Source organism: Paucibacter sp. KCTC 42545, from assembly GCF_001477625.1.
GTDB lineage: Bacteria > Pseudomonadota > Gammaproteobacteria > Burkholderiales > Burkholderiaceae_C > Paucibacter_A.
This window is the reverse complement of record NZ_CP013692.1, coordinates 3,416,803-3,429,505: the sequence shown is the minus strand read 5'-3', so window position 1 is coordinate 3,429,505 and position 12,703 is coordinate 3,416,803. Positions and strand designations below refer to the sequence as shown.

The following is a 12,703-nucleotide window of genomic DNA, read 5'->3' as shown; positions in this document are numbered from 1 at the left end:
TCAAATGAGGACATCGGTGAAGTAGCGGCTTTCTTCGCCCACCGCCGCCTTGGGCGGCCGCCATTGGACGGTAATGCGCGCGACATTGCCGTTCACAGTGACCGTGCCGACGCCGTTGGGTAGGCCGACCTTGCTAGGATCAGCGACCTTTTCCTTCCAGGCTTGCAGCGTGGCCGCATCAACGGCGACCGTCCCGGCGCCCCACATCTGGGCCACCATTTCATTGGCCAGCAAGACCGCGCGCTGGCTGTCTTCTGCGCCCACTGACAACTGAGTGCCGCGCGCTTGCAAGCTGATCAGGCCCAGCAGGCCGAAGGAGATCAGCAGGACGGCGACCAGAACCTCGATCAAGGACATGCCGTGCTGCCTCGACCGTAGCTGATGCGTGTGCGAACTGGGCGTGGGGGCTTTTGTACTCATGGCGAGGCCGGGCAACCGTCGGGGTTTGAAGAGGACTGCACTTTGCTTGGGTCACACATGCGGACCGATCCCCCCAGGGAAATGAGAATCCGTAAGGGGCGGTCGACTGCACTGCTGCCGCTGTCGCCGCCGGTGACGTCAAAGCTGCTGATGCCGGAGGGCGGCAGTTGGCAGTTGGCGCCGACCACACCGGGGTTGGCGTTGGTGATGGGGCGACCCGCAGCGTTGAAACAAACAGCGGTCGGACCGACCAGTTTGAGATCGGCAATGCCATCGGTCAGTTTGCCGCATTCGATCGCCTGCGGCGCATCATCGGCTGCCAAGGCGACGGTGCGCAGGGCCCAGAAGCCGCCGTTGGCGTCGGCTGCTGCTGCAGTTGTACAGGCGGAACTAGCGGTACGGAATAGGACGACTTGGCGATAACGCCGTGAGGCCTCGGCCTGAGCCAAGCGGGCGGCCGATTGAAGGGCTTCGCTGGCAGTTCGCACTTGGCTGTTGGCGATCCAAGTTCTGAAGGAGGGGATGGCGAACGCCATCATGATTGATACCAAGGCAACGCCCACCATCAACTCCACGAGGGTGAAGCCTCGAGACCTGATTGAGGAGGGAGTTAGCATGTCTCCCCCTTTTTCATCAGCCACTTACTTGTGCAGGTGTTCCAGCCCGAAGGTGCAGCAGTTGTCGCGCGCACATCGGATTCTGTGACGGTGAATTTGAAGTTCGCCACCGGACCACTGCCTTGCGCGAGCAAGGTGTAGGTGGTGGGCGTGGGTGCGCCATCGCAGCTGATTACAAATTTGCCAAAAGTTCTCTTGCTAGCATCCACTGCGCAAGGTGTAGTGAAGCCACCTGTCGTTGCATAAGTGCGATTGTCTTGATAGAAGCGTTCCATCTGAGCGCGCATGGTCGCCAGGCCGGTGTTGGCATCAGCCAGTTGCCCGCGCACGATGTAGTTTTGATAAGCGGGGTAGGCCACACCGGCCAAGATGCCAATGATGGCCACCGTGATCATCAGTTCAATCAAGGTGAAGCCCGCTTGAATGCGAGGGGCGAGAGAAGAGATGGTTCGATTCATGAGAGGGCTCCAGATTGATTGAAATTGTCGAAGCAATCGGCTTTGCGCCTTGCCCGTTCGTCGCCAGGGCTAAACCATTGGTCGGCGGCAGGCCTTGAAATGTGAACTGGCGCACGAATCGCGCTCAATTTAGGGTGCTTGCTACCCTTTGGCTTGCGCCGATTTTGCGACGCTTGCAGGCAGTTGAAGGGTCAATTAGCGCGGGCGCGCAGCCACTTTTGTGTTCCATCTCGGCGGAGCGGCCTGGCGGTATCGGCCTTAGACACAGGGGCTAATTGGCAGCTGATCTGCGGCCGCTCAGTGATTCCCCTATGATGCAAAGCTCGTTTTTCGTTCATCGGGCCTTGGCCCCGTCTGCTCGAGGCCCATGTCGACCCACTATCCCCCGATTTCTAATTCCGCTTCACCCTTGATCGAATTGCGCGATGTCAGTTGCGGTTACGGCGACCGGGTGATTCTGGAGTCGGTCAATCTGACGGTGCCGCGCGGCAAGGTCTTGGCCTTGATCGGTACCTCGGGCGGCGGCAAGACCACGGTGCTGCGTTTGCTGGGGCGGCAGATTCGCCCCCTAAAAGGTCAGGTCCTGTTTGACGGCGTGGATTTGGCCCCGCTCAATTTGGATCAGCTCTATGCCGTGCGTCGTCGCATGGGTATGTTGTTCCAGTTCGGCGCCTTGTTCACCGACCTGTCGGTGTTCGAGAACGTGGCCTTCCCCCTGCGAGAACATACCAATTTGTCTGAAGCCATGATCCGCGACTTGGTGCTGATGAAGCTCAACGCGGTGGGCCTGCGCGGTGCGCGTGACCTGATGCCTTCCGAGGTGTCGGGCGGCATGGCGCGGCGCGTGGCGCTGGCGCGGGCCATCGCGCTGGATCCCGATCTGGTTTTGTATGACGAGCCTTTTGCTGGCTTGGACCCGATTTCGCTGGGCGTAGCAGCACGCCTGATTCGCGATCTGAATGACGCGCTGGGCCTGACCAGCATCATTGTTTCGCATGATTTGCATGAAACCTTCGGCATTGCCGACGAAGTCGCCATGATCGCCAATGGCCGTGTGGTGGCCCAAGGCACGCCCGATGACTTGCGCCATAGCGAAGATCCGCTGGTGCAGCAGTTTGTGGGCGCCCATGCCGATGGGCCGGTGCGTTTTCATCAAGCGGCCGTGCCGGTGGCGCAAGACTTTGGTTTGGGAGCACGCGCATGACGGCGCTTGACGGATTGGCGCGCCTGGGCCGCGCCACACGTGGCCAACTGGCCGAGGTCGGCGCGGGCACACGCTTGTTTATGCAGGTGCTGGCGCGCACGCCGCAGGCCTTGATGCGTTTTGGCCTGGTGCGTGAGCAGGTGTATTTCCTCGGCAATCGCTCGCTGTCCATCATCGGCGTGTCGGGCCTGTTCGTTGGCTTCGTGCTGGCGCTGCAGGGCTACTACACCTTGCAACGCTACGGCTCGGCCGAGGCGGTGGGCTTGTTGGTGGCCTTGAGCTTGGTGCGTGAACTGGGCCCGGTGGTGGCGGCCTTGCTGTTCGCAGGTCGCGCCGGCACCTCACTGACGGCCGAGATCGGCTTGATGAAGGCCGGCGAGCAACTCACCGCCATGGAGATGATGGCGGTGGACCCGGTCACCCGGGTGTTGGCGCCGCGCTTCTGGGGCGGCGTGATTGCCATGCCTTTGCTGGCGGCGCTGTTCTCGGCGATTGGTGTGATCGGCGGCTGGCTGGTGGCGGTGCCTTTGATTGGCATCGACGCGGGCGCCTTTTGGTCGCAGATGCAAGGCGGGGTGGATGTGTTTGCCGACGTCGGCAATGGCGTGGTGAAGAGCCTGGTGTTCGGTGTCACCGTGACCTTTGTGGCGCTGCTGCAGGGCTATGCCTGCAAACCGACGCCCGAGGGTGTGGCGCAGGCCACCACCCGCACCGTGGTGGTTTCTTCTCTGGCGGTGTTGGCACTGGACTTTGTGCTGACCGCCATGATGTTTTCGATCTGATTTTGGAGTCTGGCATGCAAGCCTCTCGACATGATGCAAAGGTGGGCTTCTTCGTGCTTTTGGGCGCGGCCGCCTTGTTGTTCCTGGCCCTCAAGGCCGGCAATCTGCTGAGCCTGAATTTCGACGAGACCTACCAGGTCACGGCCAAATTCGACAATATCGGCGGCCTCAAGGCCAATGCCGCGGTGAAGAGTGCCGGCGTGGTGGTGGGCCGGGTGGAGTCCATCGTTTTTGATGACAAGAGCTTCCAGGCCAAGGTCACCATCAAGATGCAAAAGAAGATGGCCTTCCCCAAGGACAGCTCGGCCAAGATCCTCACCGCCGGCCTGCTGGGTGAGCAGTACATCGGCCTGGAAGCAGGCGCCGACGAAAAGAATCTGGTGGCCGGTGACAACATCAGCCAAACCCAATCGGCCGTGGTGCTTGAAAACTTGATCGGCCAGTTCCTTTACAACAAGGCCGCTGACAGCGCCGCAACACCAGCGGCGGCGGGCAAGCCATGAGTCAGCGCTCCATCTGGCGCAGCCTTGTTTTGCTGAGCCTGGCCCTGCTGCTGGGCGGCTGCGCCAGCTTGCGCGGCCCGGGTGGGCCGGGGCAGAAGCTGGACCCTTGGGAGTCCTGGAACCGCAAGGTCTTCAGCTTCAATGACAAGTTGGACGAGCATGTGCTGGTGCCGGTGTCCACTGCCTATAGCGAGTTGGTGCCGGCCCCCGTTCGCCAGGGCATTGACAACGTCTTCGGCAATGTCAACGACGCTTGGTCGGCGGTGAACCTGGTGCTGCAGGGTCGCCTGCGCGCCAGCGTGGAGCAAGGCATGCGCTTTGCCGTCAACACGGTGCTGGGCTTCGGCGGCATTCTGGATATTTCCACCGAGGTGGGCCTGGAGAAGAAGAGCGAAGACCTGGGCAAGACCTTCGGCCGCTGGGGTTTTGGCACCGGGGCGTACATCGTCTGGCCTTTGTTTGGCCCCTCGTCGGTACGCGACACCGTGGCCATGCCGGCGGATTGGTCGGCTTCGCCCTCGCTGGTGTTCCGTGAAGGCAGTGCCAAGGTTGCGATCTACAGCTTGCAGACCATCAATACCCGCGCCAATTTCCTGCGTGCCAGCCAGATGCTGGAAGGCATCGCGCTCGACAAGTACACCTTCTACCGTGACGCTTATCTGCAGCGCCGCGGCAGTTTTTCCGATGATGAAGAGTTCGAAGTGCTGACACCCGATAAGCCGGAGCCTGATCCGCCGGCACAGTCTGGGCCGTAAAGCTTTGTGAGCTCTGTGAACCGAACGCGGCCTGCCGCGTTCAAGTGTCAGGCCACTTGGTGGTCAACCCGAATGAAAGAAGAGAGTAGCGCCATGATTGCGAGCAAACGTGTTTTCCTGATCTGCGGCCTCTTGTCGGCCAGCCTGCTGTCCGGCCTGAGCCCCGCACCGGCCCTGGCGGCCGACAACTCGGCGCCTGATCTGCTGATCCGCCAGCTCTCGCTGGAGACGCTGGAAGCGGTCAAGTCCGACAAGTCCATCCAGGCCGGCGACATCCAGAAAATCATCAACTTGGTCGACACCAAGGTGATGCCGCATGTGAACTTCCAGCGCATGACCTCCTCGGCCGTGGGCCGCTTCTGGCGCCAGGCCACGCCCGAGCAGCAGCAGCGCCTGCAAGACGAGTTCAAGACCTTGCTGGTGCGCACCTATGCCGGCGCGCTGACGCAGGTGAAGGACCAGACCATTGCCCTCAAGCCCCTGCGCGCCAGCAGCACCGACACCGAGGTTGTGGTGAAGACCGAGATCCGCGGCAAGGGTGACCCGATCCAGCTGGACTACCGCCTGGAAAAGGGTGCTGGTGTCTGGCGCATTTACGACGTCAATGTGCTGGGCATTTGGCTGGCGGACCAATACCGCAACAGCTTTGCGCAAGAGATCGGTGCCAATGGCATTGATGGCTTGATCAAGACTCTGGCCGACAAGAACCAGAAGGCCGCGGCCGGCAACGCCGCCAAGGCCTGATGACGGCAAGCGCAAGAACCATGCTCAAGCTGCCGGTGTCGCTGCGATTGCAAGAGCTGCCCACGCTGTGGGCGGCTTGGCAAAACACCCTGCGGGTGGAGGCGCGGCAGCTGCATGGCAGCGGTGGTGCGGGTTCAGCCATCGGCCTGCAGGTCAGCGCGGCTGATCTGCAGGACTTTGACTCCGGCGTGCTGACTCTGTTGCTGAGTGCCGCGCGTTTATGCCGCCAGGAAGGCGTGCAGATGCAGGTCTGTGAAGTACCGCCCAAGCTGCAAGAGCTGGCCCGCGTTTACGGCGTGGCCGAACTCCTGTGGCCCGAGCTGCTCAGCCCGGCTGGCCCGGCCAATCAGCTGGCGTAACGCTTGCTGCGCAGATTGCGCTTGATCTCTTGCAGCATCGGCCGCAGCGTCTGACCCAGGCGCAGGGCCACGCCAGTGGTCAAAATATCGATGGCCACTAGGTGCAGCAGGCGCGACACCATCGGGCTGTAGCGGTCATAGTCTTCCGGGTGATCCACCGCGAGCAAGACCTGACCCTGGCTCTGGCCCAGCGCCGCCAAAGGCGTGCCACTGGCCGTGATGATGATGATGGTGGCGCCTTTTTTGCGCGCGATCTCGGCCACATCCAGCATGTCGCGGCTGCGGCCTGAGTTGCTGATCAGCACCGCGCAGTCACCCGCTTGCAGCATGGTGGCGCTCATCAGCTGCACATGGCCGTCGCTCCAGGCTGCGGTGTTGACGCCCAGGCGGAAGAACTTGTGCTGCGCATCCTGCGCCACGATGCCGGAATTGCCGACGCCGTAAAACTCGATGCGCCGCCCGGCATTGGCCGAATCGGCCATGGCGTCGATGGCGCGCTCAAAGGCATGGCTGGCCGCGTCGTTACGGTAGTGCAGCAAGGCCGCGACGGCGTTGTCCACCACCTTGACGATCAGATCGCCCGGCTTTTCATCTTCATCCACTGCGCGGTGCACAAAGGGCACGCCTTCGTTGACGCTGCCCGCGAGCTTGCGCTTGAAGTCGGCCAGGCCGTCATAGCCCACGCTGCGGCAAAAGCGCACCACGGTGGGCTTGCTGACATGCGCCCGGTCCGCCAACTCGCTCACTGGTAGATTGGCGAAGGCGCGTGCGTCGGTAAGCAGCAGCTTGGCCACGCGCTGTTCGGCCGGCGGCAAGGCGGGCAGTGCGGCCTTGACCCGCTCCAGAATGCTCATGCGAGCCCCCGCTCAAAGCGGGTAGTCAGCGGCTGGCTCACAAGCGTCCTCACTCTTCTTCTCCCCAGGCAAAGCCATCCCGCGCCACCAGGGCGCTGGAGGCCGCCGGGCCCCAGGAGCCGGCGCTGTAGGGACGCGGGCCGGTGTTGTCGTGCTTCCAGGCGTCCAGAATCGGTTCCACCCAGCGCCAGGCTTGTTCCTGCTCATCGCTGCGCACGAAGAGGTTGAGTCGGCCGGCGATCGCATCGAGCAGCAGGCGTTCATAGGCGCCGACGCGGTTGCTGGCGAAGGCTTTGTCAAAGTCCAGGTCCAACGACACAGGCGCCAGCGCCTCGCCGTGGGCACCGCCCTTGGCCGCTAGCAATTGCAACTCCAGCCCATCTTCGGGTTGCAGCTTGATCACCAGGCGGTTGGCCTGATTGGTGCCAGGGAAGATCGGGTGAGGCACGGGGCGGAAGTTGATGACGATTTGCGCATCACGCTCGGCCAGGCGCTTGCCGGTGCGCAGATAAAAGGGTACGCCGGCCCAGCGCCAGTTCTGCACCTCGGTGCGCAGGGCCACAAAGGTCTCGCATGGGCTGTCGGCCGGCACCTTGCCTTCGTCCAGATAGCCGTTGACGGCTTGGCCATCAATATTGCCGGCACGGTATTGGCCGCGCACCACATCGCGCGCCACGCTCTCGGCGGTGAAGGGCTTGAGCGAGCGCAGCACCTTGAGCTTTTCGTCGCGGATGGCATCGGCATCGTTGGTCGAGGGCGGCTCCATCGCGATCATGGTCAGCAACTGCAGCGCATGGTTTTGAATCATGTCGCGCAGGGCGCCGGTCTCGTTGTAGAAGGCGCCGCGTGTGCCCACGCCCAGGCGTTCGGCCAAGGTGATCTGGATGTTGGCAATGCTTTCGCGCCGCCACAGGGGCTCGAACAAGGCATTGCCAAAGCGCAGGGCCATCAAATTCTGCACCGAAGGCTTGCCCAGGTAATGGTCGATGCGGAAGGCTTGTTCTTCCTTGAACACCGAGCGCACCACTTGGTTGATTTCTTGCGCACTGGCCAGGTCGTGGCCGAGCGGCTTTTCCAGCACCACGCGCACGCGCTCGTGATTCAGGCCAACGGCGCCCAGCTGCTGGCAGATCTGCGTGAACAGGTGCGGGCTGGTGGCCAGATACAGCACCACGGTGTCGGCCTGGCGCTCATCCAGCCAGTCCTTCAGGCGCTGGTAATGCTCGGGCTGCGACAAGTCCATGCGGCGGTAATGCAGCAGGGCGGCGAATTGTTCGAACTCTTCATCGCTGGGGCGCTTGGAACCGTCCACTTCCTGGAAGCGCTCTTTCAGCCATTGGCGGTATTGCTCGTCGGGCATCTCGTCGCGGGCCACGGCCAGGATGCGTCCGCCGGCCGGCAGCTTGCCGTGGCGGAAGGCCTGGAACAGGGCGGGCATGAGCTTTCTCCATGTGAGATCGCCGGTGCCGCCAAAGAATACGAGGTCGAATGACATAGCTAGGTGCCGAAGCCGTGAGAGGGGTGACGGTGAAGCGCGCCGGTGCGAGGAAAGGACTGGCGCAATGTTTTGTTGATGTAACAAAGTTTCTGGAATTATGATGCCGCAGTTTCGTGATTCGGTCAATGTGGCTGGCCCAGTTGACAGATTTCATGGGGGTTTTCCTGAATTTCGCGCTGTAACCAAGCATCAGCTGCCATGCTGCGGCGCGCGGCCGGTTCTTGCCGGAACGGTTCTAATACGGGATTCCCCTCAAACCTCGAGCTACGGCCATGAATCAACTCGACCAACTCAAGTCCTTCACCACCGTGGTTGCCGACACCGGCAACTTTCTGCAGCTGGCGCAATTCGCGCCGCGTGACGCGACCACCAATCCTTCGCTGATTCTCAAAGCCGTGCAGTCGGCCGACTACGCGCCTTTGCTGAAGGACACGGTTGCCGCCCATGCCGGCAAGCCCTTGGACGAAGTGGTGGACCATGTGCTGGTGCGCTTTGGTCTGGAAATCCTCAAGGTCGTGCCCGGCCGCGTCTCCACCGAAGTGGACGCCCGCCTGAGCTTTGACGCTGCCGCCACCGTGGCGCGCGCACGCCGCATCATGGCCTTGTACGAAGCCGCCGGCATTGGCCGCGAGCGCGTGCTGATCAAGATCGCCGCCACCTGGGAAGGCATTCAAGCCGCCGCCGAACTGGAGCGCGAAGGCATCCATTGCAATCTGACGCTGCTGTTCTCCTTCTGCCAGGCGGTTGCCTGCGGCACGGCCGGCATTCAGCTGATCTCGCCTTTTGTGGGCCGCATCTATGACTGGTACAAAAAGAGCGCCGGCGCAGCTTGGGACGAGGCCGCCAGCAGCGGCGTGAACGACCCCGGCGTCAAGTCGGTGGCGCAGATCTACAACTACTTCAAGAAGCACGGCATCGCCACCGAGGTGATGGGTGCCAGCTTCCGCAATGTGGGCCAGATTCAGGCCCTGGCCGGCTGCGATCTGCTGACCATCAGCCCCGACTTGCTGGCCCAGCTGCAGGCCAGCGAGGCGCCGTTGCTGCGCGCGCTGGACGCCGACGCCGCCCGTGCTGCTGACATTGCCCCGGTTTCATTCGACGAAGCGGGCTTCCGCTTTGCCCTCAACCAAGATGCCATGGCCACCGAGAAGTTGGCCGAAGGCATCCGCCTCTTCGCCGTGGACTCGGCCAAGCTGGATCAGATGATTGTGAGTTGACGATGAGTGTTTCGCGTTGTGATCAAAGCCCCGCCTGGGGCCTGTTGCAAGCCGAGTTCAAGACCCGAGGCCAAGCCTTTGATGTGCGCGAGGCCTTCGCGGCCCAGGGCGCGCAGCGCTTCGCCGACTGGAGCTTCCAGGCGCCGGAAGTCTTTGCCGATCTGTCCAAGAACCGCATCGATGCCGCGACCCTGGACTTGCTGCTGCAACTGGCCCGTGACGTCGGCCTGGAATCACAACGTGAGGCGCTGTTCGCCGGCGCGCCCATCAATCTGACCGAGGGCCGCGCCGTGCTGCACACGGCCCTGCGCGCCCCAGCGGGCCAGGGCCTGTTCAGCGATGAGGTGCAAACTTCCCTGGCGGCCATGCTGGCCTTTGCCGAGAGCGTGCGCGCCCAAGCCAAGAGCGGCATCACCGATGTGGTTCACATCGGCATCGGCGGCAGCGACCTTGGCCCGGCCATGGTGGTGGGTGCCTTGCAGTCCTTTACCCAGCCGGGTTTGAAGCTGCATTTCGTCTCGAACGTGGATGGGCATGACCTGGCCCCGGTGCTGCGGGATCTCAAGCCCGCCAGCACCTTGTTCGTGATCGCCTCCAAGACCTTCACCACCCAGGAGACCTTGGCCAATGCGCAGGCCGCCAAGGCTTGGTTCCTGGCCAACGGCGGCAGCGATATTGCCAAGCACTTCGTCGCCACCAGCAGCAATGTGGCCGCCGCTGCGGCCTTTGGCATCAGCACCACCTTTGGCTTCTGGGACTGGGTGGGTGGGCGCTATTCCCTGTGGTCGGTGATCGGCCTGCCGATTGCCGTCGCCATCGGCGCCGAGAACTTCCGCGCTTTGCTGGCGGGCGCCCATGCGATGGACGAGCATTTTGCCCACACGCCGCTGGCGCAAAACCTGCCGGTGCTGCTGGGTTTGCTGGACGTTTGGTACCGCAACTTCCACGGCTTCAGCAGCCGCAGCGTGGCGCCTTATCACCAGGGCTTGAAGCGCCTGCCGGCTTATCTGCAGCAGCTGGAGATGGAAAGCAACGGCAAGGGCGTGGACCGCGAGGGTCAGGCCTTGCCCTATGCCACCAGCCCGGTGGTCTGGGGTGAGGCGGGCACCAACGGTCAGCATGCCTATTTCCAGATGCTGCACCAGGGCACGGATGTGATCCCGGTGGAATTCATCGCCGTCAAGACGCCCAATTTCGGCGCGCATGTGAGGGGCGAATTGGCCGCTTGCCTGCAAGATCAACATCAGAAGTTGCTGGCCAACTGCCTGGCGCAATCGCAAGCCCTGATGCAGGGCAAGCGCTTTGAAGAAGCCTTGGCAGAAAAGGCGCCCACCGCTTCGCAGACCATGGCACCGGAAACCCTGGCCCGCCATCGCAGCTTCCCTGGCAACCGCCCCAGCACGACCTTGGTGCTGGATGCGCTAACGCCGCAGTCACTCGGCGCCTTGATCGCGCTTTACGAGCACCGGGTGTTTGTCAGTGGCGCCTTGTGGGGCATCAACAGCTTTGACCAATGGGGCGTGGAATTGGGCAAGGCCTTGTGCGGCCAGCTCTTGCCGCGCCTGAGCAGCGGCGACGGCGCCGGGCTGGACGGCTCGACCGCCGGCTTGTTGCGCCACCTGCTGGCCAAGTAGAGCAAACCTAGATCGATATGAATATTGTTTTTGACTTCGGCGGCGTGCTGTTTCGCTGGCACCCGGCCACCTTTCTGGCACGCGTCTGGCCGCATCGTGCGGCTGACGCCGAGCAAGCCGCGGCGGTAGCGGCTGAGTTCTTCCAGAACTACAGCGGCGACTGGGGCGCTTTTGATCAAGGATTGATCGACGCCCCCACGGTGATTGAGCGCATCGCCGCGCGCACCGGCTGGCCTGCGGCCGAGGTGGCGCAGGTGGTGGCGGCCGTGCCGGATGAGTTGCAGGTCTTGCCGCAGACCGTGGCGCTGATTGAAGAGCTCAAGCGCGCCGGGCACCGGCTGTTCTATTTGTCGAATATGCCCGAGCCCTATGCCGATCATTTGGAGCGTCACTACCCGCTACACGACTGGTTCGAAGCCGGGGTGTTTTCGGGCCGGGTGAAGCTGTCCAAGCCCATGCCCGAGATCTTTGCGTTGGCCAGCCAGCGCTTTGGCGTGGCGCCGCAAAGCTGCCTGTTCCTGGATGATCACCCGGTCAATATCGAGGCCGCCAAGGCCTTGGGATGGCAGGCGCTGCTGTTTACGACCGCTGATGCCGTGCGGCCGCAGCTTGGTCAATTAATGCTGTAAATCGGGCGGCAGGGCGTCCGGGTCCAGGTCTTCCAAGGGCGGCGTGGTTTCGACGCGGAAACTCTCGCTGGCCCAGGCGCCCAGGTCGATTTGGCGGCAGCGTTCGCTGCAAAAAGGCCGCCAGGTATTGCTGGGGGCGAAAACACTGTCGCCACCACAAGTGGGGCAGCGCACGATGCGGGGGCTGGTCATGGGACTTTCTTTCAGGAACACAGGGTCAGCTCGAAGCTGGCGTCTTGCTGGGCCGGTTTGAGCCGGCCTTCTTCGTCTTGGCGCATCAGGCGGATCGACACCATCAGGCGGTGGCCGCTGATCTCGGGAATCAGGCCCAGGCTGGGGTCAATGCGCATGCGCAGCAATTGGAACACCCGCCCGGCCGGCAGGCTTTGCTGGAACTGGCCGTTGCCGGCCGCCACTTTGTGTGGCGAGCCCGAATCGCGCAGCAGGCCCAGCAGCACTTGCAGGGCTTCGGCCAGCGGCATCAGGGTCTCGGTCCACTGCATCAAATCCTTGCGGCGGCGCACCGGCAGGAATTGCTGCCAGGTGTAGTAGGCCGGCAGGTCAAACTCACAAGTGCCACCGGGAATGCTGATGCGGCTGCGAATGCTCATCAGCCACTCATTGCTGGTGAGTGAGGCGCCGGCCTTGCCGACCAGCTTGTTGAGGCCCTCAAACGCATGGTCGATGCGCGCGACGACTTGGTCCAGCGCGTCTTCCGATACGCCGGGGTTGCCGCGGTAGCTATTGAGCTGGGCCTTGTGGCGTTCCAGCTCCTTGAGCAGGTCAGACTTGAGGTCGGCACGCGAGGCCACGTCCATGATTTCGAACACCGAAACCAGGGCGAAATGGTGGTCGAGCGGGGAGTCACGCTCCATCAGTTGACCGAGGCGGTCGAACAGATGCTCCAGTCTGAGCATCGTGCGGATGCTTTCGTTGAACGGATATTCGTATAGGACCAAGGCGGCCATCCCTATCGATCAGCGTGAAGGCGAGTCCTGCTGCAGCAATGTGCGGCGCAGGTGATTGAGC

16 protein-coding genes are annotated in these 12,703 nt (G+C 62.7%); 9 read left to right on the top strand and 7 right to left on the bottom strand.

Features of this window, described 5'->3' with window-relative positions; genetic code table 11:
• From AT984_RS14885 to AT984_RS14875, 3 genes are read right to left on the bottom strand one after another with little or no spacing between them, the layout of a single operon-like run.
• The gene (locus AT984_RS14885) at positions 1-420 is read right to left on the bottom strand and encodes a type IV pilus modification PilV family protein (RefSeq protein WP_058720767.1); all 420 of its coding nucleotides are present in this window, start codon (positions 418-420) and stop codon (positions 1-3) included.
• Positions 417-1,061, bottom strand: a complete 645-nt coding sequence (locus tag AT984_RS14880; protein ID WP_156422046.1) for a pilus assembly FimT family protein — start codon at positions 1,059-1,061, stop codon at positions 417-419. The genes AT984_RS14885 and AT984_RS14880 overlap by 4 nt, the downstream gene beginning before the upstream one ends.
• Positions 1,031-1,495 (bottom strand): type IV pilin protein, encoded by a 465-nt coding sequence (locus AT984_RS14875; RefSeq protein WP_058720765.1) that lies wholly within the window; start codon positions 1,493-1,495, stop codon positions 1,031-1,033. The genes AT984_RS14880 and AT984_RS14875 overlap by 31 nt, the downstream gene beginning before the upstream one ends.
• Positions 1,496-1,862: 367 nt before the next feature.
• Here AT984_RS14875 and AT984_RS14870 point away from each other — a divergent pair, with 367 nt between their 5' ends.
• The 6 genes from AT984_RS14870 to AT984_RS14845 all read left to right on the top strand — a co-directional run bounded on the left by AT984_RS14870 (position 1,863) and on the right by AT984_RS14845 (position 5,842).
• On the top strand, positions 1,863-2,699 hold the full coding sequence (locus tag AT984_RS14870; protein ID WP_058720764.1) for an ABC transporter ATP-binding protein: 837 nt from the start codon (positions 1,863-1,865) through the stop codon (positions 2,697-2,699).
• Positions 2,696-3,481, top strand: coding sequence for a lipid asymmetry maintenance ABC transporter permease subunit MlaE (gene mlaE, locus AT984_RS14865; protein ID WP_058720763.1), 786 nt, complete (start codon positions 2,696-2,698; stop codon positions 3,479-3,481). Before AT984_RS14870 ends, mlaE begins: the two co-directional genes overlap by 4 nt.
• Before the next feature lie 14 nt (positions 3,482-3,495).
• Entirely contained in the window at positions 3,496-3,984 is a 489-nt protein-coding gene (gene mlaD / locus AT984_RS14860) for an outer membrane lipid asymmetry maintenance protein MlaD (protein WP_058722351.1), read from the top strand.
• Positions 3,981-4,739, top strand: coding sequence for an MlaA family lipoprotein (locus tag AT984_RS14855; RefSeq protein ID WP_058720762.1), 759 nt, complete (start codon positions 3,981-3,983; stop codon positions 4,737-4,739). The genes mlaD and AT984_RS14855 overlap by 4 nt, the downstream gene beginning before the upstream one ends.
• A gap of 93 nt (positions 4,740-4,832) precedes the next feature.
• Positions 4,833-5,483, top strand: a complete 651-nt coding sequence (locus tag AT984_RS14850) for an MlaC/ttg2D family ABC transporter substrate-binding protein (RefSeq protein WP_058722350.1) — start codon at positions 4,833-4,835, stop codon at positions 5,481-5,483.
• A complete protein-coding gene (locus AT984_RS14845) occupies positions 5,483-5,842 on the top strand; it encodes an STAS domain-containing protein (RefSeq protein WP_082680046.1) in 360 nt (119 codons plus the stop codon). Before AT984_RS14850 ends, AT984_RS14845 begins: the two co-directional genes overlap by 1 nt.
• On the opposite strand, the gene AT984_RS14840 is transcribed toward AT984_RS14845, so the two are convergent.
• Both AT984_RS14840 and zwf read right to left on the bottom strand, forming a co-directional pair.
• The gene (locus tag AT984_RS14840; RefSeq protein WP_058722349.1) at positions 5,830-6,690 is read right to left on the bottom strand and encodes a MurR/RpiR family transcriptional regulator; all 861 of its coding nucleotides are present in this window, start codon (positions 6,688-6,690) and stop codon (positions 5,830-5,832) included. The two genes, AT984_RS14845 and AT984_RS14840, sit on opposite strands and share 13 nt — an antisense overlap.
• 55 nt (positions 6,691-6,745) lie before the next feature.
• The gene (gene zwf, locus AT984_RS14835; RefSeq protein ID WP_058720760.1) at positions 6,746-8,191 is read right to left on the bottom strand and encodes a glucose-6-phosphate dehydrogenase; all 1,446 of its coding nucleotides are present in this window, start codon (positions 8,189-8,191) and stop codon (positions 6,746-6,748) included.
• Between the two features lie 275 nt (positions 8,192-8,466).
• On the opposite strand from zwf, the gene tal reads away from it, so the two are divergent.
• From tal to AT984_RS14820, 3 genes are read left to right on the top strand one after another with little or no spacing between them, the layout of a single operon-like run.
• Positions 8,467-9,411: a transaldolase gene (gene tal, locus AT984_RS14830; protein WP_058720759.1), complete on the top strand. Its 945-nt coding sequence runs from the start codon at positions 8,467-8,469 to the stop codon at positions 9,409-9,411.
• A gap of 2 nt (positions 9,412-9,413) precedes the next feature.
• Entirely contained in the window at positions 9,414-11,045 is a 1,632-nt protein-coding gene (gene pgi, locus AT984_RS14825; RefSeq protein WP_058720758.1) for a glucose-6-phosphate isomerase, read from the top strand.
• A gap of 17 nt (positions 11,046-11,062) precedes the next feature.
• Positions 11,063-11,674 carry an HAD family hydrolase gene (locus AT984_RS14820; RefSeq protein ID WP_058720757.1) on the top strand — a complete coding sequence of 204 codons (612 nt, stop codon included), beginning with the start codon at positions 11,063-11,065 and terminating at the stop codon, positions 11,672-11,674.
• Here AT984_RS14820 and AT984_RS14815 read toward each other — a convergent pair.
• Together AT984_RS14815 and zapD are read right to left on the bottom strand one after the other, a co-directional pair.
• Positions 11,663-11,866 (bottom strand): DNA gyrase inhibitor YacG, encoded by a 204-nt coding sequence (locus AT984_RS14815; protein WP_058720756.1) that lies wholly within the window; start codon positions 11,864-11,866, stop codon positions 11,663-11,665. The two genes, AT984_RS14820 and AT984_RS14815, sit on opposite strands and share 12 nt — an antisense overlap.
• 11 nt (positions 11,867-11,877) lie before the next feature.
• Positions 11,878-12,633 (bottom strand): cell division protein ZapD, encoded by a 756-nt coding sequence (gene zapD / locus AT984_RS14810; protein WP_058722348.1) that lies wholly within the window; start codon positions 12,631-12,633, stop codon positions 11,878-11,880.
• Positions 12,634-12,703: the final 70 nt, after the last annotated feature.